Genomic DNA, 20614 nt, shown 5'->3' with positions numbered 1-20614 from the left:
TAATGACTCAATCCCTTCCTGCCTTCTGGGCAGTGATTCCCGCAGCGGGCGTTGGCGCGCGCATGGCGGCAGACCGCCCCAAGCAGTACCTGCAACTGGGCGGCCTCACGATTCTTGAACACAGCCTGCTTTGCTTTCTCGATCACCCACGGCTCAAGGGCCTGGTGGTCAGTCTGGCTGTGGATGACCCTTATTGGCCTACGTTGCCTTGCGCGCTGGATTCCCGCATCCAGCAGGTCGCGGGCGGCAAAGAGCGTGCGGATTCGGTGCTCAATGCGCTGCTGCACCTGCACGCCAACGGCGCTGAGGACAATGACTGGGTGCTGGTGCACGACGCGGCACGCCCGAATCTGGCGCGTTCGGACCTCGACAATCTGCTCAGCGAGCTGGCGGATGATCCGGTCGGCGGCCTGCTGGCGGTGCCGGCAAAAGACACCCTCAAGCGCGCCGATGCCAATGGCCGCGTGACCGAAACCGTGGACCGCAGCCTGATCTGGCAGGCCTATACGCCGCAGATGTTTCGTCTGGGTGCGCTGCATCGCGCGCTGGCGGACAGTCTGGTGTCGAATGTGGCGATTACCGATGAAGCCTCGGCCATTGAGTGGGCCGGGCAATCCCCGCGTCTGATTGAAGGGCGCGCGGACAACATCAAGGTCACCCGCCCGGAAGACCTGGAGTGGCTGCGCCAGCGGCGTGTGGAATTCAACGGCTGATCTGTTTGCAATGAAGGCGAGTAGATTCGCTGCTTTTGCGGGTATAGGAGCGCGCTTGCCCGCGAACGCAATATGTCTGCACCGTCGTTGCAGCCTGACACTCCGCATTCGCGGGCAAGCGCGCTCCTACAAAGGATCGGCATGATTACTGTACTCATCCCGCGACGCCAATCCCGCCTTCAGATAATCCACCAGCTTTCTCACCTTGGGCGACAGATGCCGCTGCTGCGGGTACAGCGCCCAGACGGCGGTGTTCGGCGGCTGATGGGCATCCAGTAGCGACACCAGCGCACCGCGCTTGAGATGTTCCAGCACGTAGTAATCCGGGAGCTGACACAGCCCGACCCCGCGCAATGCCGCATCCAGCACTGCCTGCCCACTGTTGCAGCGCCAGTTGCCTTGGACCCGCTGGGAAAATTCCCGCCCGTTTTGCTGCAACAGCCAACTGTCCGTGCTGCCGATCAGGCAGTTGTGTCGCGCCAGTTCCGACACGCTGTGGGGCCGGCCGTACCGTTCGAGATAAGCGGGAGAGGCGCACAGGTACATTTTGCGCGGGGCCAGCCGGGCGGCCACCAATCGTGACTCCTGCAAGCGACCCAGCCGGATCGCCAGGTCCAGCCCTTCATGCACCAGATCCAGCGTGTTGTTGGTCAGCTCGATGTCCACGCGCAGTTGCGGGTAGTCCTCCATGAAGCGTGTCACCAGCGGGGCGATGAACCGCTCGCCGTAAGCGACGGCGCAGGTCATCCGCAGCAGCCCCTTCGGCTCGCTGGTCAGGTCGGTCACCGCCCGCAGCGCCTCCTCGCGGCCGTCCTGCAGGCGCTGGCAATGATGCAGAAACGTCTGACCCGCCTCGGTCAGCGCGACTTTGCGAGTACTGCGATACAGCAGGCGCGTCTGCAAGCGTTCTTCGAGCCGGGCGATCTGGCGACTGACGTGCGACGACGAAACTCCCAGCCGCTCAGCAGCGGCGGTGAACTGCCCACATTCCGCGACGGCAACGAATTCATCCAGACCTTCCCAACGATTGATCTGCATCGATTGTCCCTGTGCAGCATTAATGTTTTGCTTTCATACGGATTATTCCTCAGCCAGCACTGCATTACACTCGTGGCTCGTTTTTATTTAGCTGGAGATCATGATGATCAAGTCACGTGCTGCCGTTGCTTTCGCGCCCAATGAACCACTGCAGATTGTCGAAGTGGACGTTGAGGCCCCTAAAGCCGGCGAAGTGTTGATTCGTACCGTGGCATCCGGCGTTTGCCACACCGATGCCTACACCTTGTCCGGCGCCGATTCCGAAGGCGTCTTCCCGTGCATCCTCGGGCACGAAGGTGGCGGCGTCGTTGAAGCCATTGGCGAAGGCGTAACCTCACTCGCCGTGGGCGACCACGTCATTCCGCTGTACACCGCCGAATGCCGCGAGTGCAAATTCTGCAAATCCGGCAAGACCAACCTCTGCCAGAAAGTCCGTGCTACCCAGGGCAAAGGCCTGATGCCCGACGGCACCACCCGTTTCAGCTACAACGGCCAGCCGATTTACCACTACATGGGTTGCTCGACGTTCTCCGAATACACCGTGGTCCCGGAAATCGCCCTGGCGAAAATCCCCAAAGAAGCGCCGCTGGAAAAGGTCTGCCTGCTCGGTTGTGGCGTGACCACCGGCATCGGCGCGGTTCTGAACACGGCCAAGGTCGAGGAGGGCGCCACCGTTGCCGTCTTCGGTCTGGGCGGTATTGGCCTGGCGGCGATCATCGGCGCAAAAATGGCCAAGGCCTCGCGGATCATCGCGGTCGACATCAATCCGTCCAAATTCGACGTGGCCCGTGAACTGGGTGCGACGGAATTCGTCAATCCGAAGGATCACGACAAGCCGATTCAGGAAGTGATCGTCGAAATGACCGACGGCGGCGTCGATTACAGCTTCGAGTGCGTAGGCAATGTGAATCTGATGCGTGCGGCGCTGGAATCGTGCCACAAGGGCTGGGGCGAATCGGTGATCATCGGCGTCGCCGGCGCAGGTCAGGAAATTTCCACCCGTCCGTTCCAGCTCGTGACCGGTCGCGTCTGGCGCGGTTCTGCCTTCGGCGGCGTCAAAGGCCGTACCGAACTGCCGAGCTACGTTGAGAAAGCGCAGACCGGCGAGATCCCGCTGGACACCTTCATCACCCACACCATGGGCCTGGACCGGATCAATGAAGCCTTTGACCTGATGCACGAAGGCAAAAGCATTCGTACGGTCATTCATTTCTGAAAAGCAGCGGTAAGCGACAAGCTTCAAGCCGCAAGTGGAGGTGAGTCAGGACTCCTTGCTGCTTACCGCTTGAAGCTTGCCGCCCGGAGAACTCCATGAGTCTGGAAAATATTTCGTGTCAGAAAAGCTCCGGCGGCTGGCACAAGCGTTACAAACATCACTCCGACGTGCTCGGCTGCGACATGGTGTTCGCGGTGTATCTGCCGCCGCAAGCGGAGCAGGGCGGCAAGTTGCCCGTGGTGTATTGGTTGTCGGGCCTGACCTGCACCGATGAGAACTTCATGCAGAAGGCCGGCGCGCTGCGCATAGCGGCGGAGCTGGGACTGATCATCGTGGCGCCGGACACCAGTCCACGCGGCGCCGACGTGCCGGATGATCCGGACAACGCCTACGACTTCGGCCTGGGCGCCGGCTTTTATCTGAACGCCACCGAGCAACCGTGGGCGCGGCATTACCGCATGTACGATTACGTGATCAGCGAGCTGCCTGCGTTGATCGAGGCGCACTTCCCGGCATCGGACAAACGCAGCATCAGCGGGCACTCCATGGGTGGCCATGGCGCACTGGTCGGCGCGTTGCGCAACCCGGGCCGCTATAAATCGGTGTCGGCGTTTTCGCCCATCTGCAATCCGATGGATTGCCCGTGGGGACAGAAAGCCTTTTCGCGTTACCTGGGCGAAGACCGTTCGCGCTGGCGTGAATGGGACGCCAGCGTGCTCATCGCCGAGGCCACCGAGCGCTTGCCGTTGCTGGTGGACCAGGGCGATCGCGACGACTTCCTCGGCAATCAGCTCAAGCCGGAATCACTGGTTCAGGCGGCGAAGGCGGCGGGTCATCCCTTGGAATTGCGGATGCAGCCGGGGTACGACCACAGCTACTACTTCATCGCCAGCTTCATCGAAGACCACTTGCGCCACCACGCCCGAGCCCTGGCCGGCTAACGAGTTCGCCTTCAATTGCAGCGTCACGGGCAATTGAGCGTGGGCAGGCCCTAATGTCGGTCAAAGTAGGTAGAATCACGCCCTGACTTTTTCAGGGCGTTTTTTTATGCGTATTGGCCACGGCTACGATGTGCACCGTTTCGCTGAAGGCGATTTCATTACCTTGGGCGGCGTGCGGATTGCACACACGTCGGGTTTGCTCGCCCATTCCGATGGCGATGTAGTGCTGCATGCGTTGAGCGATGCGCTGTTGGGTGCTGCCGCGCTGGGCGACATCGGTAAGCATTTCCCGGACACCGATCCGCAATTCAAGGGCGCCGACAGCCGGGTTCTGCTTCGTCACGTACTGAAACAGGTGCAGGGCAAGGGCTGGAAGGTGGGCAACGTCGATGCCACGATCGTAGCGCAGGCGCCGAAGATGGCCCCGCACATCGAACGTATGCGCGCCTTGATCGCCGAAGACCTGCAAGTCGATATCGAACAGGTCAACGTCAAGGCCACCACCACTGAAAAGCTGGGCTTCACCGGCCGTGAAGAAGGCATTGCCGTGCACGCCGTCGCGTTGTTGATCAACGCATGACCGAGCTCGAACTTCTGGGCCCGAGCGCTTACGGCGACACGCTGGGTACTGCCGTGCTGAAGGCCACCGCCGAAGACTTTCAGGTCGATGAAGTCCTCGACATCCCGCTGTCCGGGGATGGCGAGCACCTGTGGTTGTGGGTCGAAAAACGCGGGCTGAACACTGAAGAAGCCGCCCGGCGTCTGGCCAAGGCGGCCGGCGTGCCGTTGCGAACCGTCGCCTACGCCGGTTTGAAGGACCGTCAGGCGTTGACCCGTCAGTGGTTCAGCATTCAGCTGCCGGGCAAGGCCGATCCGGACATGTCAGGGGCCGAAAACGATTCCCTGAAAATTCTCGACAGCAAACGCCACAAGCGCAAGTTGCAGCGGGGCGCCCACGCCGCCAATGGCTTCACGCTGCGTCTGACGCAATTGCAGGCCGACAAAGCCGGGCTCGATGCGCGGCTTGAGTCGATCAAGCAACACGGCATCCCCAATTATTTTGGCGCCCAGCGTTTTGGCTATGAGGGTGGCAACCTCGGTGAAGCCCGCCACTATGCCGAGCGTCAGGCCTTGCCCGAGCAGCGCAACGTGCGCTCCCGGTTGCTTTCCACCGCGCGCAGCTACCTGTTCAATCAGGTCCTGGCCGCGCGGGTCGCCGATGGCAGCTGGCAGCGGGCGCAAGTGGGCGATCTGCTGGCCTTCACCGACAGCCGCAGTTTTTTCCCGGCAGGCGAAACCGAGTGCAGCGACCCGCGACTGGCCATCCTCGATCTGCACCCGACCGGGCCGCAGTGGGGGCAGGGCGATTCCCCGGCTTCTGGCGCTACCGCCGAGCTTGAAAACAGCATGGCGGTGCGCGAGGCGTCGCTCTGTAACTGGTTGATAAAAGCGGGAATGGAGCATGAACGGCGCATCCTGCGGCTGCCCATCGGGCGGTTGACGTGGCATTATCCCGAGCCTGACATTCTGCAACTGGAATTCGTCCTGCCGGCCGGATGCTTCGCCACCGCATTGGTGCGTGAACTCGTCGATCTCGCGCCGGCAGGGCAGACGGACAGCTCATGCGTATTCTGATTTCAAATGATGACGGCGTTATGGCGCCCGGGCTTGCTGCGCTGCATGGCGCGCTGGCCGGGTATGCCGAATGCGTGGTGATTGCGCCCGATCAAGACAAGAGCGGCGCGAGCAGTTCGCTGACGCTGGACCGGCCGTTGCACCCGCATACTCTGGACAACGGCTTCATCAGCCTCAACGGCACGCCCACCGATTGCGTCCATCTAGGACTCAACGGCCTGCTGCCCGATGAGCCGGACATGGTCGTGTCGGGGATCAATCTGGGCGCCAATCTGGGTGACGATGTGCTCTATTCCGGCACCGTCGCCGCTGCGCTGGAAGGTCGTTTTCTGCAACGTCCTTCATTTGCCTTTTCATTTTTGTCACGTCAGGTCGATAACCTGGCAACCGCCGCGCACTTTGCCCGGCTTTTGGTCGAAGCTCACGAGCGCCTCGACCTTCCACCCCGTACCGTATTGAATGTGAATATCCCTAACCTGCCGCTGGCACACGTGCGCGGTATCCAGCTGACCCGTCTTGGCCATCGCACCCGTGCGGCGGCGCCTGTGCGCGTGGTCGACCCGCGCGGAAAGGCCGGTTACTGGATTGCTGCTGCCGGAGATGCCGAAGACGGCGGGCCGGGCACCGATTTCCACGCTGTGATGCAGGGTTACGTGTCGATTACCCCGTTGCAGCTGGATCGTACCTATCAGGACGGTTTCAACAGCCTGAACGCATGGCTGGAGGGAATGGCCTGATGTCGCGTGAGCAAGATGATCTGTTAAGACGTGGCGTGGGGATGACTTCCCAGCGTACCCGCGAGCGTCTGATTCAACGGTTGTGCGAAGAAGGCATCGCCAACACCCAGGTGCTGGACGTCATTCGCAAGACCCCCCGTCACCTGTTCGTCGACGAAGCTCTGGCGCACCGCGCCTACGAAGACACCGCGCTGCCGATCGGCAACAACCAGACGATTTCCCAGCCCTACATGGTGGCGCGCATGAGCGAGCTGCTGCTGGCGGCGGGTCCGCTGGACAAGGTGCTGGAGATCGGCACCGGCTCGGGTTATCAGACCGCGGTGCTGGCGCAGCTGGTGGAGCGGGTTTTCTCCGTCGAGCGCATCAAGGTGCTGCAGGACCGCGCCAAGGAACGCCTCGTCGAGTTGAACCTGCGCAACATGGTGTTTCGTTGGGGCGATGGCTGGGAAGGCTGGCCAGCGCTCGCGCCCTACAACGGCATTATCGTCACCGCAGTGGCCACCGATGTACCCCAGGCGTTGCTGGACCAACTCGCCCCCGGCGGGCGTCTGGTGATTCCGGTGGGTTCGGGTGAAGTGCAGCAACTGATGCTGATCATCCGCGAGGAAAACGGCTTCTCCCGACATGTGCTGGGCGCCGTTCGTTTCGTCCCGCTGCTCAACGGACCGCTGGCATAAGCGCTATTTTGCGGCGGCAATGAATTCCACAAGACGCAGCCGGTCTACAGGCTGGCGTTTTGCAACGCTGCTTCGGTCAACTGTCGCAGCGCCGTTTCACACCATATTTTCATGGCTGCCTGGTTTTTACGACCCAGGGCAGTTTCTTCTTCAGTCACCGGTAAAGGGAGTGGCGGGTGAGTCTCACAGTCATTCGGCAGCGTAGTTCTTCAACAAGTTTTCGGCGTCTGGTGATTGGAGTTGCCCTGAGTGTCCTTCTGGTCGGCTGCTCCAGCACGCCATCAGGGGGCGTGCGCGTTGTCGACCGTAATGGCAAATCGACGGTGCCGACGCGTCAGCCGGTCACCACCGGTCAGTACGTCGTGAAGCGCGGTGACACGCTGTTTTCCATTGCATTCCGTTACGGCTGGGACTGGAAAGCGCTGGCCGCACGCAACAATATTCCAGAGCCCTTCACCATTCATGTGGGTCAGACGATCCGTTTCGACGGGCGCGCCAGCTCGCCGTCCACGGCAGTGGCTTCTGGCTCCTCCAGCGTTCCGCAGACCACGACGAGCAGTTCGTCATCGCCTTCCGGGTCGCTGAAAACCACCGTCATTTCAAGGCCGGTAGGCGCTGTGGCTGCGACGACGCCGCCGCCGACAAGCAACTCGACGACCACGCCGGTCAACACAACAGTGGTCACTGGTGCACGCTCCCCGAGCGGCTGGACTTGGCCGACAAGCGGTGTTTTGATCAGCAAGTTCTCTTCAAACGGTAGTTTGAATAAAGGAATTGATATCGCTGGTGATTTGGGACAGCCTGTTTTGGCCGCGTCTGATGGGACCGTGGTATACGCCGGGAGTGGACTAAGGGGCTACGGCGAGTTGGTCATCATCAAACACAGCGATACCTACGTCAGCGCATACGGACATAACCGTCGGCTCTTGGTTCGGGAGGGGCAACAGGTCAAGGCAGGGCAAAGTATTGCCGAGATGGGCTCAACGGGAACTGACCGGGTGAAACTGCATTTCGAGATTCGCCGCCAGGGTAAACCTGTAGATCCACTGGAATTCTTGCCACGTCGCTGATCGGTTGTCAGCCTGTTCCTGCGTAGAGGGGACAGGCTCAAGTGCTGCCACGGAAGAAGGCGTCACTGGGGCTTGAGGTCGAACTCACCAAAGGACTATAACAATGGCTCTCAGCAAAGAAGTGCCGGAGTTTGACATAGACGACGAGGTCCTCCTGATGGAGCCCGTAATCGTCCTGGATTCTGCAACGGATGAGAAGCCAGCTACACCTTCTGTTCGTGCAAAACCCAAAAACTCTGCAGCACTCAAACAGCATAAATACATTGATTACACGCGGGCACTGGATGCTACGCAGCTGTACCTCAATGAAATCGGCTTTTCCCCCCTGCTCTCCCCGGAAGAAGAAGTCCACTTTGCGCGACTGTCGCAGAGCGGCGATCCGGCTGGGCGCAAACGCATGATTGAAAGCAATCTGCGGCTGGTCGTGAAAATCGCCAGACGCTACGTCAATCGTGGTCTGTCATTGCTGGACCTGATCGAGGAGGGCAATCTGGGCCTGATTCGAGCGGTCGAAAAATTCGATCCGGAGCGCGGATTCCGGTTCTCAACCTACGCCACCTGGTGGATTCGTCAGACCATCGAACGCGCGATCATGAATCAGACGCGCACGATTCGTCTGCCGATCCATGTCGTCAAAGAGCTCAACGTCTACCTGCGCGCCGCGCGGGAGCTGACGCAAAAGCTGGATCACGAACCCTCTCCCGAAGAAATCGCCAACCTGCTCGAAAAGCCGGTCGGTGAGGTCAAGCGCATGCTGGGCCTCAACGAGCGTGTGTCGTCGGTGGATGTGTCCCTGGGCCCGGATTCGGACAAGACGCTGCTCGACACGCTGACGGACGATCGTCCTACCGATCCATGCGAGCTGCTTCAGGACGATGATCTGTCCCAGAGCATCGATCAATGGCTCTCCGAGCTGACCGACAAACAGCGTGAAGTCGTTGTTCGTCGTTTCGGCCTGCGCGGGCATGAGAGCAGCACCCTTGAAGATGTCGGTCTGGAAATCGGCCTGACCCGTGAGCGTGTTCGGCAGATTCAAGTGGAAGGGCTGAAGCGCCTTCGCGAGATTCTCGAGAAGAATGGTTTATCCAGCGAGTCACTCTTTCAATAAGTCGCAGAGGTTTGGCGTTAGTGACATCAAGCAATATGAGAGCCCCGACACGTCGGGGCTTTTTTATGTCGTTTGAATGTACTTTTGACGGATGTCCCATGACAGCTTCTTGATAGGGAAATGATCATTTTCACAATTAGGTAAGTGATGCTTACTCAGGCTGTAAGCCGTTTCTTACACGTTATGTGAGTTATCGTCTCTTCTTTGGCGGATGATGTCCCCGTCAGTTGAAAGTCGATGGTTATCCCATTGATTTAATTATTAATTTAAAACCAGCGCTGACCCGCGCCTGAATTTTCCTGAAAACTCTCGGCCCTTGCCCTGACCGTTTAAATCACTAATATCAGTCCTGTACCGACGGATTGGTACAGGCGGTCAAGGAAGACTGCTCAAGGACATCGCAGGATGCGATTCATCAGGATGATGAACAAGGATTGAAGGGATTATGGAAAAAATGTGGGCGGGTCATACCGCCCCTTTTTTCGTCTGCAGAAAAGTGAGGCTGTGGCAGAGCCCCATGAAAAAAGGCCCCGAAGGGCCTTTTTTTATCAGCAAGCGCTTAGCGCTCCAGATCGGCGATCTTGCCGGTCTTGCCGTCCCACTGCGCCGCATCCGGCAGCGCGTCTTTGCGTTCCGTGATGTTGGGCCAGACGTCAGCCAGCTCTGCGTTCAGCTGAATGAAATTCTCCATGCCGGCCGGAATCTCGTCTTCCGAGAAGATTGCATTCGCAGGGCACTCAGGCTCGCACAGGGCGCAGTCGATGCACTCGTCCGGGTGAATCACCAGGAAGTTCGGGCCTTCGTAAAAGCAGTCCACCGGACAGACTTCTACGCAGTCGGTGTACTTGCACTTGATGCAGTTGTCGGTGACGACGAAGGTCATTTCTAATTCTCTCCTCAGGCGGCGGCAGCAAGGCCGTTCAGTCCGGCTTGCCAGGTACGGGACGTCCCCCGGCCGTAAAACTCAGCTTCTCGAGCAACGCGGCAGGCAAGGTGTCCTGCGCGGCGATGTCCGACCTTGGTTCGCTGCGTTCAAACGCGGCCAGGTGCGCTGTAAAGCCAGGCTAAAAGCTCACAGCGTCCCGAACCGCGCGGGATTCTAACAGCTTGTTACGAATCACGTTAGATGCGCGTCTTCATCGAATACAACAACTCAAGCGCCTGACGCGGCGTCAGGTCGTCGATCTTCAGGTTCGACAACTCGTCCAGCACGGGGTGCGGCAGGCTTGCAAACATGTCGCTCTGCATCGGCAACGGGGGTTTGCCCGGCTTGGCCCTGGGTTGCTCGTGGGGCAGGCTGGTGGTCTCCAGACGCAACAGATGCTCCTTGGCCCGGGTAATGACGCGCCCCGGTACGCCGGCCAGTTGCGCCACGGCCAGACCATAGCTCTGGCTCGCCGGGCCCGGCAGCACGCGGTGCAGGAAGACTATGCGCTCGTTGTGCTCGGTGGCATTCAGATGCACGTTAGCCACCAGCGGCTCGCTCTCCGGCAACACGGTCAGCTCGAAGTAATGCGTCGCGAACAGCGTGTATGCACGCAGCTGCGCGAGGCATTCCGCCGCAGCCCACGCAAGGGAAAGCCCGTCGAAGGTGCTGGTGCCGCGTCCGACTTCATCCATCAGCACCAGGCTTTTGTCGGTAGCGTTGTGCAGAATGTTCGCCGTCTCACTCATCTCCACCATGAAGGTCGAGCGTCCGCCGGCCAGGTCATCGCTTGAACCGATACGCGTGAAGATACGGTCCACCAGCGAAAGCTCGCAGCTCGCTGCCGGCACGAAACTGCCGATATGCGCCAGCAGCACGATCAAAGCGGTCTGGCGCATGTAGGTGGATTTACCGCCCATGTTAGGACCGGTGATCACCAGCATGCGCGTGTTGTCGTTCAGGTCCAGGTCGTTGGCCACGAACGGCGACGACAGAACCTGCTCCACCACGGGATGACGACCTTGCTCGATGCGCATGCACGGCTCATCGGTGAAACGCGGACGGTTGAGGTCCAGATTCAGCGCGCGCTCGGCCAGGTTGCTCAGGACATCCAGCTCGGCCAGCGCGGCGGCGGTGTCCTGCAGCGGTGCGAGGTGACCGATCAGGTCTTCCAGCAGCGTCTCATAGAGCATCTTTTCCCGAGCCAGCGCACGGCTCTTGGCCGACAACGCCTTGTCTTCGAATTCCTTGAGCTCAGGGGTGATAAAACGCTCGGCGCCCTTGAGCGTCTGGCGACGGATGTAGTCAGCCGGCGCCTGTTCCGCCTGCTTGCTCGGCAGTTCGATGAAATAGCCGTGCACGCGGTTGTAGCCGACCTTGAGGTTGGCCAGCCCGGTGCGCGCCTTCTCCCGGGTTTCCAGATCGATAAGGAACTGCCCGGCGTTCTCGCTCAGGGACAGCAATTCATCGAGCTCGGCGTCGTAACCGGTCTTTAGCACGCCGCCGTCGCGAATCACGGCAGGTGGATTGTCGATGATCGCCCGTTGCAGCAGGTCGGCAAGCTCCGGGTAGGTGCTCGCGGTTTTCGCCAATTGCTGAATGTGCGGCGCTTCAAGCTCGGCCAGTGCCAGCTGCAACTCAGGCAGGGCGCCGAGGGCATCACGCAGCCGCGCCAGGTCACGGGGACGGGCATTGCGCAGGCCGATACGCGCGAGAATGCGCTCGATGTCGCCGATCTCTTTCAGTTGCGGCTGCAGGTTCTCGAAGCGATAGCGTTCAAGGAAGCAGCCGATCGACTCTTGCCGGGCCTGAAGGATCTGCAGATCGCGCAACGGCCGGTTCAGCCACCGGGTCAGCAGGCGCGTCGCCATGGCGGTCTGGCAGCGATCCATCACCGACTGCAGCGTGTTGTCGCGGCCGCCCGCCAGGTTGGTGTCGAGTTCCAGATTGCGGCGGCTGGCGCCGTCCAGAATCACCGTGTCGTCCAGGCGCTCATGCCGGAGGCTGCGCAAGTGAGGCAAGGCCGTGCGCTGGGTTTCCTTGGCGTAACCCAGCAGGCAGCCCGCCGCGCCGATCGCCAGGGTCAGATTCTCGCAGCCGAAGCCTTTCAGGTCCTGAGTGGAAAACTGCTGGCACAAACTTTTGTGCGCCGAATCGCGCTCGAAGTCCCACGGCGCACGACGACGGGCACCGCGGCGTTTTTCCGCTGGGAGACCTTGCGGCCAGTCATCGGGAATCAGCAGCTCCACCGGATTGATCCGCTCAAGTTCGGCCAGCAGGTTTTCCCAGCCTTTGATTTCCAGCACGGTGAAATTGCCGCTGGTGATGTCCAGCACGGCGAGCCCGAACAGGCGTTCGTCACCCAGTACGGCGGCGATCAGGTTATCCCGACGCTCGTCCAGCAACGCTTCGTCGCTGACGGTGCCCGGCGTGATGATGCGCACCACCTGACGATCAACCGGGCCTTTGCTGGTCGCCGGATCGCCGATCTGTTCGCAGATGACCACTGACTCGCCCAGCTTCACCAGCTTGGCCAGATAGCCTTCCGCTGCGTGGTAGGGAATGCCGCACATGGGAATGCTTTGCCCTGCCGACTGGCCCCGGGCGGTCAACGTGATGTCGAGCAGCTTGGCCGCCTTCTTGGCGTCTTCGTAGAAAATCTCGTAGAAGTCACCCATGCGATAGAACATCAACTGGTCGGGATGCTGATTTTTCAGCCGCCAGTATTGCTGCATCATCGGGGTGTGCGAGGAGAGGTCGGAAATTGCTTTATTCATCAGTTATTTAGGCAAATTCTGTAGGAGATTGAGGCAAGTTTCGGGCGACGACGTGGATTCCACCTACGTGGGTCGACGCCATATCCGATTGCTTTTGCGATGGCGGCAAGGTTACCACGCACGTTCGCGGGCCGCAGGTCCGGCTGATTCGTCACGGCGCGTTTCCGAACCGACACGAGACGCTTCGAGCTGGCTAGGATGTCGAGCACCGCCCGATTGGAGGCGGCATTATCGACAAGGATTGCGCCATGCAACGCAAGCGAGGACGAGATTCAACCAACGGCCGTTTCATCCCTCTTGAGGAGGCCAAGCGACGTCCACGGGAAACCATCGTGGAAACCGTCAAGAAACCCTGCCCCGAAAAACCGGAGGGCAGATAAGTGTCGTGCAGGCATGATCCGGATTCGGATCGAGTCCTGTATTGCACATCAACCCGGCTGGTGTAGCGTGTCTGCTTTGCCTCGACCGATACGGAGAACCCCTTTGGACGACATCACTCACCTGGCAGCAACCCTGGGTCAGCAACTGTTGGCAGCAGGCGCGCAGGTCAGCACGGCCGAATCCTGCACCGGAGGTGGCATCGCTGAAGCCATCACCCGAATCCCCGGGAGTTCGGCCTGGTTCGAGGCCGGGTATGTCACCTACTCCAACCGGCAGAAGACCCGTCAACTGGCGGTGCCGGAAGCGTTGTTCGGCCAGGTCGGCGCTGTCAGCCGCGAAGTGGTTGAAGCCATGGCCAGGGGCGCGCAGGGCAACAGCGGCGCGCAGTTTTCGGTCGCGGTCAGCGGCGTGGCCGGGCCGGATGGGGGCTCGCTGAAGAAACCCGTGGGCACGGTGTGGATCTGCTGGGGTGTGGCGGAACGATTGATCGCCGAGCGGTTTCTATTTGCAGGTGACCGCGATGCGGTCCGCCGACAAACGGTGATCGCCGCGCTAGAGGGGCTTGTCCGGCTCTCTCGCGGAGAAATACCAAATCAGGGGTAGGCGCGCGTCGGACCCTGTGGAATAATACTGGCTACTTATACAGTTATATCGGCCGTCAAGGCCTAACCTATTACGAGAGGATTCAATGGACGACAACAAGAAGAAAGCCTTGGCTGCGGCCTTGGGTCAGATCGAGCGTCAATTCGGCAAAGGTGCCGTAATGCGCATGGGTGACCATGACCGCCAGGCTATTCCTGCTATCTCCACCGGCTCGCTGGGTCTCGATATCGCACTCGGTATCGGTGGCCTGCCAAAAGGCCGGATCGTTGAAATCTACGGCCCGGAATCTTCGGGTAAAACCACACTTACTCTGTCCGTCATCGCAGAAGCCCAGAAAATGGGCGCGACCTGCGCATTCGTCGACGCCGAGCACGCGCTCGATCCAGAGTACGCCGGCAAGCTGGGCGTCAACGTCGATGACCTGCTGGTCTCCCAGCCAGACACCGGCGAACAGGCCCTCGAAATCACCGACATGCTGGTGCGTTCGAACGCGATCGACGTCATCGTGGTTGACTCCGTGGCCGCTCTGGTACCAAAAGCTGAAATCGAAGGCGAAATGGGCGACATGCACGTCGGCCTGCAAGCCCGACTGATGTCCCAGGCACTGCGCAAGATCACCGGTAACATCAAGACGGCCAACTGCCTGGTTATCTTCATCAACCAGATCCGTATGAAGATTGGCGTGATGTTCGGCAGCCCGGAAACCACCACCGGTGGTAACGCTCTGAAGTTCTACGCATCGGTCCGTCTGGACATCCGTCGCACGGGCGCGGTCAAGGAAGGCGACGAAGTCGTCGGTAGTGAAACCCGCGTCAAAGTCGTCAAGAACAAAGTGGCTCCGCCGTTCCGTCAGGCTGAGTTCCAGATTCTCTACGGCAAGGGCATCTACCGTAACGGCGAGATCATCGACCTCGGCGTGCTGCACGGTCTGCTGGAGAAATCCGGTGCCTGGTACAGCTACCAGGGCAGCAAGATCGGTCAGGGTAAAGCCAACTCCGCGAAGTTCCTGGCGGACAATCCGGAAATCGGTACCACCCTCGAAAGGCAGATTCGCGAGAAGCTGCTGACGGCAGCGCCTGATGTTAAGGCCCAGTCGTCCCGCGTAGCGGCAGACGATGTGGCTGAAGTCGAAGCTGACGCGGACATCTGATCCCCGCCATGCCGGCTGTGCTTGATACCCCCGTCGCTGTCAGGCGGACTGCAATGGACCTGCTCGCGCGACGCGAGCACGGTCGTGTCGAGCTGACGCGCAAACTGCGTCAGCGCGGCGCCCCTCCCGAATTGATTGATGCAGCGCTCGACCGTCTGACGGAAGAGGGTCTGCTGTCTGAATCCCGATACCTCGAAAGCTTTGTTTCCTACCGTGCGCGTTCTGGCCACGGCCCTTTGCGTATCCGCGAAGAGCTGGGGCAACGCGGCTTGCTGCGGGCGGACATCGAACAGGCGCTGCGCGAGTGCGGCGTGGACTGGTGGGAAAAGCTGGAAGCGCTGTGGCAGCGCAAGTTCAGTGGTCAGCTGCCCAGGGATGCCCGCGAACGTGGGCAGCAGATGCGCTTTCTGAGTTATCGCGGATACCCACCAGAGCTTATCGGCCGTTTGCTGAGTGGCAAGGGCAACGACGACTAGTGCTGGTCTGAGTGAAGGCGCGCAGACGCGCCCTCACGCATTCATCATCACATCGATTTCACAGACTCAGTCTGCTGAGAATGTGCAGGTTTCGCCCAGTTCTCCTCCAGGTTTATGCAGTCCACCAGTTCGCGCAAGCGGCCATGATTGCGGCCGTTGAAAGCGAATGCCAGACGCGTGAGATGGCTGAACTGCGCTTCGTCATATTCGTCCTGATGCCCGTATTGCTGGAAATCGCCGCTTAGCCGAAGGTCGACAAACCTGTCCTGCAGGGCGTTTAGCGCGTGTTCACTCAAGGCGTGGTGCATGCGGATGACGAAGGTATTCTTCAGCCAGCGGCTGGAGTGGAAGTTGCTGTAGAACCGATTGATGTCGGCGACGGCCTCATCGGCGCTGTACACCAGCTTCATCAGGTTCATGTCTGTGGGCAAAATGTACTTGTTCGCCTCCAGCTCGTTCTTGATGAAGCTGAGGGCGCCTTCCCAGAAGGTACCGCCCGGGGCATCCAGCAGCACGATGGGAACCAGCGGACTTTTACCAGTCTGGATCAGCGTCAGCACTTCCAGCGCTTCGTCGAGGGTGCCAAACCCGCCCGGACAGAGCACCAGCGCATCGGCCTCTTTGACGAAAAACAGCTTGCGCGTGAAGAAGAAGTGGAACGGCAGCAGGTTGCCGGTGCCATCCACGGTCGCATTGGCGTGCTGCTCGAACGGCAGAGTGATATTGAAGCCCAGGCTGTGATCCAGACCGGCGCCTTCGTGTGCTGCAGCCATGATCCCGCCACCGGCGCCGGTGATGACCATCAGGTCGGAGGCTGCCAATTGCTTGCCCAGTTCACGGGCCAGCGCATAAACAGGATGTTCAAGGGGCGTACGTGCGGAGCCGAACACGGTGACCTTGCGGCGGCCTTTGAATCGTTCGAGCACCCGGAAGGCATTCTCCAGCTCGCGCAACGCCTGCAAGGTGATTTTGGCATTCCAGCGATTCAGGTCGTCCTGGGCCATGCGCAGGACGGTCAGGGTCATGTCGCGGTAGAGCGGAAGATTGGGGCTGTCCGGTGCGACCGAACCGAGGAGTTCTTCGACCTTGCGGGTGAGGTCGTTTCCGTTGCTCTGAAAGTGCTGAGACAACGCGTCACTGGGTACGTACGGCATTCACGCTTTCTCCTTCTACAGAATCATTGACCGGCGCCAGAGGGCGGGATCGCGACGCTTCATGCGTCGGCGTGCGCAGCGAATCCCAAAGACAGAAAGACATCACATCTGCGCGGCGCCCGATTCTGGACTAATCCATGGTTGGAAAGAGAAAACATTGATGGCAACCCGCGCGACTGGCAACCCCTTTCAGGGGGACAAAGTGTGATGAGGCGTAACGGGCACGGTGAAACGACGCGCAGGTCACCTGATCCGCGATCAAAAGCGTGCGAAAAATGCTGAGTGATCAGGGACTGGAATGGCGCATGTAGCGGGGGAAGGGGGAGGGCAAGACTGCGCGTTGAAGGGATCTCGAAACGCGCAGACCGTAAAGCTCGTTACATCACTTCTTGTGGGCAGGAGGTTTGGCAGCGCAGTCCGCCGCTTTGATTTCCTGAGTCGTGATGAGCTTGTTGGTTTTGTATTCGGTGAACTGGTAACGCAGGATCGCGCCCTTGGCCATCAGCTGGCGGTAACCGGCGTTGCGGCACACGCTGCCACCCAGTTGACCGCGGACGTCGTCAGGATTTTCGCGCATCTGAGCCGCCTGGCCAGACTGCACGCTCAGGTGGTTGATCAGCATCTTGCCTTCAACGGTATAGCCTTCGTCGAGGATGTCTTCGTTGATGGCCCGTGGCGTGCCGACACTGCTTTCCTTCGCAACTTTATCAAGCATCTGGCTCAGTTCGTAATCCTGCTTGGACGCCGCGTTGGCGCACAGTGGAGCGACGAGCAAAAGCGTGAGAGTGGGGGCGATGAGGCGCAGCATTGAATTCTCCTGGTGCATGGACGGGTGGTGCAGAGGCAGGCCGTTGGACCGGCGACATCCCAAGGCGTTCACTGCGAGGGTGAGTGCTCTCAAGGCCGGGCAGTATAGGGGAGGAGCCTCGGCGGACACCAGAGAGCACGGCGCGTCGGCCTGTGTCTGATAGAATGCCGCGACTTTTCGACCTGCCGGATACCCCTCTTGTCACTGCCTTCTTACCCGTCAATGAACCAGACTGTTTTTCACAAGAATGCTGTCGCATGTCTGAGAGATGAGCGTGAGGAGGAGAGCACCAAGCCTTACCTGGCTCGCGGATCACGTGCTCCAAGGTGCCACTACTGCCGAGTGATCGAAAGTCACTGCCTTTGCAGATGGCGTCCCAAGGTTGAGGCGCGATCAGGGGTTTGCCTCATCATGACCAAAAAAGAGGTATTCAAACCCAGCAACACGGGCTGGCTGATTGCAGACGTTATTCAGGATAACCATGCGTTTGTGTGGTCACGGACCGAGGTCGACGAAAAGCTGATTGCACTGCTCAATGATCCACAGTGGCAGCCCTATCTGGTGTTTCCGGGTGAATACGTAGCGGCCGAGCGCGTCACCAACACCGTTACGATCAACCCGGACAAGAGACCCCTGTTTGTGCTGATTGACGCTACGTGGACTGAAGCGCGGAAAATCTTCCGTAAAAGCGCTTACTTTGACGCCATTCCCATTTTGAGCCTGATCCCCGAAAAGCTTTCACGGTACAAGCTGAGACGTTCCACGCGCAGCGAACATCTCTGTACGGCCGAAGTGGCGGCACTGTGCTTCGATCTGGCCGGCGACACTGAAGCAGGCTCCGCTTTGAGCTGCTACTTCGATGTGTTCAGTCAGCACTATCTAGGTGCTAAAAATCAGTTGCCCCTGGATTTGCTGAGCGACGCCCATCAAGAGTTGAAGGGTTACCTCGAGTAGTCATCAGTCACGCCGTCGCCCGCGAGCCCCATCAAGGCGGCTCGCCATAAAAGCTTATCCTCAGGCGAGGGTTTTCTTCGGCCACAGCTGCGCCAGCAGCATCCCGGCCAGCATCATTCCGCAACCGATATAGCCGCGCAGTTGCAACGCCTCCCCGAGGATCCAGGCGCCAGCGATGGCGGCGAACACGGCCTCGAGGGAGAGGATGATCGCCGCATGGGAGGCAATGGCATGTTTCTGCGCGACTACTTGCAGCGTGTAGCCGACGCCGACCGCGACGATGCCGCCGTAGAGCAGGGCAGGGCCCGCAGCAATGATCGCGTCGAGGGCAATCGGTTCGAAGAGGACTGCCAGCAACAGACTCACTACCGAACAGGTGGCGAACTGTAAAAAGGCCAGACGGATCGGGTCGTGACGGCTGGCAAACAAACTGACCAACACCACGTGTCCGCCCCACACGAACGCCCCGATCAACTGCAGCCAATCCCCCGAGGCGACGTGAAAGTTATCGCCAATACTGAGCAGGCACATGCCGACCACCGCCAGCAGGCAACCCAGCCAGGTGCCCAACCCGGTTTTATGACCGAGCAGTAAGCCCAGCAGCGGAACTACAATCACGTACAGACCGGTGATGAAGCCGGAGTTGGTCACGCTGGTAAACAGCAGGCCGACCTGTTGCAGATTGATGCCCAATGCCAGCGCCAGGCCCATGATGATGCCGGCGCGTAGCATGCCGCGATTGAGCAAGGGCTCCGGCACGCGCGCCGTTTTGGCGTTGCGCAGAATCAGCGGCATCAGGCAGAGGGAGCCCAGCGCGAAACGCAGACCCGAGAACAGATAGGGCCCGATGTGATCCATCCCGGCGGTCTGGGCGACAAAGCCGGTGCCCCAGATCAATGCGGTCAGGAGCATGAGCAGGTCGGCTCGCAGGGCATGGTTTGGCATGATGGCACTCGTCAGATCGGGGGCGCAGACTTTGCCGCAAAGCGTCAGGCTTGACCACCCCGGCTTCGCTGGGCATTCTTGGCGCCGCTCACGTACGGTCCCTGTGTCAAGATGTCGCGGGTGGCCTCATTGGGTGTTGAATTCGTCGGCGCTGAGTCACTTAAAGGATCATGAAATGCCATACGAAATCCTGATTGCCGACGACCATCCCCTGTTTCGCAGCGCATTGCATCAGGCGCTTAGCCTGGGGCTCGGGCCGGATGCAAGGCTGGTAGAGGCCGAGAGCATCGCTGACCTGGAAGCGCGACTGACCGAGAAGTCCGATTGGGATCTGGTCCTGCTGGACCTGAACATGCCCGGCGCTTATGGTTTTTCCGGGCTGGTGCTGTTGCGGGGGCAGTACCCGCAAGTACCGGTGGTCATGGTCTCCGCTCAGGAAGAGGCCGCGGTGGTGGTCAAATCCCGTGAATTCGGCGCGAGCGGTTTCATCCCGAAATCCAGTTCGCTTGAAACCATTCAGAAGGCCGTGCGAACCGTGCTGGATGGCGATGTCTGGTGGCCTCCCCAGGTCAACGAAAGCATCAGCGTGTCCCCTGAAGCCAAGGCCGCCAGCGAAGGTCTTGCCAGCCTCACGCCCCAACAGTTCCGCGTGTTGACGATGGTCTGCGAGGGGTTACTGAACAAGCAGATCGCCTACGAGCTGAGCGTGTCGGAAGCGACGATCAAGGCCCATGTCACGGCGATCTTTCGCAAGCTCAATGTGCGCACCCGAACCCAGGCGGCGTTGCTGCTGCAACAATTGGAATCCATTCCGCAGAGCTGATTCCCGCGAATCAGGCTAAACCCCGGGCTTTACGCGGCCGACCTTCACACTTTTTTGACCGTCGCCGCACTAGCCTCCACCGCTTTCATTCATCAGTAGTTTCCTATGACGTCCCCATTCAAAGGCCAGACCGGCCTCAAACGTATTCTTAACGCGTCGGGCTATTCCTTCGACGGCCTGACCGCAGCATTCAAAGGCGAAGCGGCGTTCCGTCAACTGGTGTTGCTCAACGTCGTCTTGATCCCGCTGTCGTTCGTGTTTCACGTCAGCCGCGGCGAGCGCGCGATCCTGATCGCGGTGTGCCTGTTGGCGCTGATCGTCGAACTGCTGAACTCGGCCATCGAAGCCGCCATTGACCGGATTTCCCTCGACCGCCACCCCCTCTCGAAGAACGCCAAAGACATGGGCAGCGCCGCGCAATTCGTAGCGCTGAGCATGATCGCCGTGGTCTGGGGCCTGATCCTGCTGGGCTGAAAATCGCCC

Annotated in this window: 21 protein-coding genes; 15 read left to right on the top strand and 6 right to left on the bottom strand. The window is 60.0% G+C overall.

What is annotated here, in order from left to right; all coding sequences use genetic code 11:
- Window positions 1-2 precede the first annotated feature (2 nt).
- Complete coding sequence (gene ispD / locus BMY98_RS17525; protein ID WP_074891279.1) at window positions 3-713, top strand: 2-C-methyl-D-erythritol 4-phosphate cytidylyltransferase; 711 nt, start codon at window positions 3-5, stop codon at window positions 711-713.
- 126 nt (window positions 714-839) lie between these two features.
- Here ispD and BMY98_RS17520 read toward each other — a convergent pair whose 3' ends face one another.
- Window positions 840-1745, bottom strand: a complete 906-nt coding sequence (locus BMY98_RS17520; protein WP_175514187.1) for a LysR substrate-binding domain-containing protein — start codon at window positions 1743-1745, stop codon at window positions 840-842.
- A gap of 109 nt (window positions 1746-1854) precedes the next feature.
- Between BMY98_RS17520 and BMY98_RS17515 the strand changes: the two genes are divergently transcribed.
- From BMY98_RS17515 to rpoS, 8 genes are all read left to right on the top strand, one after another.
- A complete protein-coding gene (locus BMY98_RS17515) occupies window positions 1855-2967 on the top strand; it encodes an S-(hydroxymethyl)glutathione dehydrogenase/class III alcohol dehydrogenase (protein WP_074891275.1) in 1113 nt (370 codons plus the stop codon).
- Between the two features lie 95 nt (window positions 2968-3062).
- Window positions 3063-3908 carry an S-formylglutathione hydrolase gene (gene fghA / locus BMY98_RS17510; RefSeq protein ID WP_074891273.1) on the top strand — a complete coding sequence of 282 codons (846 nt, stop codon included), beginning with the start codon at window positions 3063-3065 and terminating at the stop codon, window positions 3906-3908.
- 106 nt (window positions 3909-4014) lie between these two features.
- Entirely contained in the window at window positions 4015-4488 is a 474-nt protein-coding gene (ispF, locus tag BMY98_RS17505; RefSeq protein WP_074891271.1) for a 2-C-methyl-D-erythritol 2,4-cyclodiphosphate synthase, read from the top strand.
- Window positions 4485-5543, top strand: a complete 1059-nt coding sequence (gene truD / locus BMY98_RS17500; protein WP_074891269.1) for a tRNA pseudouridine(13) synthase TruD — start codon at window positions 4485-4487, stop codon at window positions 5541-5543. The genes ispF and truD overlap by 4 nt, the downstream gene beginning before the upstream one ends.
- Window positions 5531-6280 (top strand): 5'/3'-nucleotidase SurE, encoded by a 750-nt coding sequence (gene surE / locus BMY98_RS17495; protein WP_074891268.1) that lies wholly within the window; start codon window positions 5531-5533, stop codon window positions 6278-6280. The genes truD and surE overlap by 13 nt, the downstream gene beginning before the upstream one ends.
- A 41-nt stretch (window positions 6281-6321) precedes the next feature.
- Entirely contained in the window at window positions 6322-6957 is a 636-nt protein-coding gene (locus BMY98_RS17490) for a protein-L-isoaspartate(D-aspartate) O-methyltransferase (RefSeq protein WP_172610991.1), read from the top strand.
- 176 nt (window positions 6958-7133) lie between these two features.
- Entirely contained in the window at window positions 7134-8027 is an 894-nt protein-coding gene (locus BMY98_RS17485) for a peptidoglycan DD-metalloendopeptidase family protein (RefSeq protein ID WP_074891264.1), read from the top strand.
- A 103-nt stretch (window positions 8028-8130) separates the two neighbouring features.
- Entirely contained in the window at window positions 8131-9135 is a 1005-nt protein-coding gene (gene rpoS / locus BMY98_RS17480) for an RNA polymerase sigma factor RpoS (RefSeq protein WP_065989798.1), read from the top strand.
- A 559-nt stretch (window positions 9136-9694) separates the two neighbouring features.
- Here rpoS and fdxA read toward each other — a convergent pair.
- Window positions 9695-10018: a ferredoxin FdxA gene (fdxA, locus tag BMY98_RS17475; protein ID WP_065989796.1), complete on the bottom strand. Its 324-nt coding sequence runs from the start codon at window positions 10016-10018 to the stop codon at window positions 9695-9697.
- A 239-nt stretch (window positions 10019-10257) separates the two neighbouring features.
- A complete protein-coding gene (gene mutS, locus BMY98_RS17470; protein WP_175514186.1) occupies window positions 10258-12825 on the bottom strand; it encodes a DNA mismatch repair protein MutS in 2568 nt (855 codons plus the stop codon).
- Between the two features lie 495 nt (window positions 12826-13320).
- Between mutS and BMY98_RS17465 the strand changes: the two genes are divergently transcribed.
- The 3 genes from BMY98_RS17465 (at window position 13321) to recX (ending at window position 15447) form a co-directional block, all read left to right on the top strand.
- Entirely contained in the window at window positions 13321-13821 is a 501-nt protein-coding gene (locus BMY98_RS17465; RefSeq protein ID WP_074891260.1) for a CinA family protein, read from the top strand.
- 85 nt (window positions 13822-13906) lie between these two features.
- Window positions 13907-14971: a recombinase RecA gene (recA, locus tag BMY98_RS17460; protein ID WP_065989790.1), complete on the top strand. Its 1065-nt coding sequence runs from the start codon at window positions 13907-13909 to the stop codon at window positions 14969-14971.
- Between the two features lie 8 nt (window positions 14972-14979).
- On the top strand, window positions 14980-15447 hold the full coding sequence (gene recX / locus BMY98_RS17455; RefSeq protein WP_074891258.1) for a recombination regulator RecX: 468 nt from the start codon (window positions 14980-14982) through the stop codon (window positions 15445-15447).
- A gap of 47 nt (window positions 15448-15494) precedes the next feature.
- Here the strand turns inward: recX and BMY98_RS17450 are convergent, their stop codons facing one another.
- Window positions 15495-16601 (bottom strand): LOG family protein, encoded by a 1107-nt coding sequence (locus tag BMY98_RS17450; RefSeq protein ID WP_074891257.1) that lies wholly within the window; start codon window positions 16599-16601, stop codon window positions 15495-15497.
- A gap of 382 nt (window positions 16602-16983) precedes the next feature.
- Complete coding sequence (locus BMY98_RS17445; protein ID WP_065989783.1) at window positions 16984-17409, bottom strand: quorum-sensing-regulated virulence factor family protein; 426 nt, start codon at window positions 17407-17409, stop codon at window positions 16984-16986.
- A gap of 222 nt (window positions 17410-17631) precedes the next feature.
- On the opposite strand from BMY98_RS17445, the gene BMY98_RS17440 reads away from it, so the two are divergent.
- Window positions 17632-18363: a tRNA-uridine aminocarboxypropyltransferase gene (locus BMY98_RS17440; protein WP_074891255.1), complete on the top strand. Its 732-nt coding sequence runs from the start codon at window positions 17632-17634 to the stop codon at window positions 18361-18363.
- 60 nt (window positions 18364-18423) lie between these two features.
- On the opposite strand, the gene BMY98_RS17435 is transcribed toward BMY98_RS17440, so the two are convergent.
- On the bottom strand, window positions 18424-19308 hold the full coding sequence (locus BMY98_RS17435) for a DMT family transporter (RefSeq protein ID WP_074891253.1): 885 nt from the start codon (window positions 19306-19308) through the stop codon (window positions 18424-18426).
- Between the two features lie 175 nt (window positions 19309-19483).
- On the opposite strand from BMY98_RS17435, the gene erdR reads away from it, so the two are divergent.
- Complete coding sequence (gene erdR / locus BMY98_RS17430; protein WP_065989781.1) at window positions 19484-20131, top strand: response regulator transcription factor ErdR; 648 nt, start codon at window positions 19484-19486, stop codon at window positions 20129-20131.
- 105 nt (window positions 20132-20236) lie between these two features.
- Entirely contained in the window at window positions 20237-20605 is a 369-nt protein-coding gene (locus tag BMY98_RS17425; RefSeq protein WP_065989780.1) for a diacylglycerol kinase, read from the top strand.
- Window positions 20606-20614 lie beyond the last annotated feature (9 nt).

It is taken from the genome of Pseudomonas graminis, assembly GCF_900111735.1.
Lineage (GTDB): Bacteria > Pseudomonadota > Gammaproteobacteria > Pseudomonadales > Pseudomonadaceae > Aquipseudomonas > Aquipseudomonas graminis.
This window is presented reverse-complemented; position numbering and strand designations above follow the sequence as displayed.

What these genes read in the sequence shown, in the direction of transcription:
- erdR (WP_065989781.1), top strand. Translation starts at nt 19,484, where the DNA reads ATGCCATACGAAATCCTGATTGCCGACGACCATCCCCTGTTTCGCAGC.
- BMY98_RS17435 (WP_074891253.1), bottom strand. Translation starts at nt 19,308, where the DNA reads ATGCCAAACCATGCCCTGCGAGCCGACCTGCTCATGCTCCTGACCGCA.
- BMY98_RS17425 (WP_065989780.1), top strand. Translation starts at nt 20,237, where the DNA reads ATGACGTCCCCATTCAAAGGCCAGACCGGCCTCAAACGTATTCTTAAC.
- truD (WP_074891269.1), top strand. Translation starts at nt 4,485, where the DNA reads ATGACCGAGCTCGAACTTCTGGGCCCGAGCGCTTACGGCGACACGCTG.
- BMY98_RS17445 (WP_065989783.1), bottom strand. Translation starts at nt 17,409, where the DNA reads ATGCTGCGCCTCATCGCCCCCACTCTCACGCTTTTGCTCGTCGCTCCA.
- recA (WP_065989790.1), top strand. Translation starts at nt 13,907, where the DNA reads ATGGACGACAACAAGAAGAAAGCCTTGGCTGCGGCCTTGGGTCAGATC.
- BMY98_RS17440 (WP_074891255.1), top strand. Translation starts at nt 17,632, where the DNA reads ATGAACCAGACTGTTTTTCACAAGAATGCTGTCGCATGTCTGAGAGAT.
- rpoS (WP_065989798.1), top strand. Translation starts at nt 8,131, where the DNA reads ATGGCTCTCAGCAAAGAAGTGCCGGAGTTTGACATAGACGACGAGGTC.
- BMY98_RS17515 (WP_074891275.1), top strand. Translation starts at nt 1,855, where the DNA reads ATGATCAAGTCACGTGCTGCCGTTGCTTTCGCGCCCAATGAACCACTG.
- fdxA (WP_065989796.1), bottom strand. Translation starts at nt 10,018, where the DNA reads ATGACCTTCGTCGTCACCGACAACTGCATCAAGTGCAAGTACACCGAC.
- surE (WP_074891268.1), top strand. Translation starts at nt 5,531, where the DNA reads ATGCGTATTCTGATTTCAAATGATGACGGCGTTATGGCGCCCGGGCTT.
- BMY98_RS17490 (WP_172610991.1), top strand. Translation starts at nt 6,322, where the DNA reads ATGACTTCCCAGCGTACCCGCGAGCGTCTGATTCAACGGTTGTGCGAA.
- recX (WP_074891258.1), top strand. Translation starts at nt 14,980, where the DNA reads ATGCCGGCTGTGCTTGATACCCCCGTCGCTGTCAGGCGGACTGCAATG.
- fghA (WP_074891273.1), top strand. Translation starts at nt 3,063, where the DNA reads ATGAGTCTGGAAAATATTTCGTGTCAGAAAAGCTCCGGCGGCTGGCAC.
- ispD (WP_074891279.1), top strand. Translation starts at nt 3, where the DNA reads ATGACTCAATCCCTTCCTGCCTTCTGGGCAGTGATTCCCGCAGCGGGC.
- ispF (WP_074891271.1), top strand. Translation starts at nt 4,015, where the DNA reads ATGCGTATTGGCCACGGCTACGATGTGCACCGTTTCGCTGAAGGCGAT.
- BMY98_RS17450 (WP_074891257.1), bottom strand. Translation starts at nt 16,601, where the DNA reads ATGCCGTACGTACCCAGTGACGCGTTGTCTCAGCACTTTCAGAGCAAC.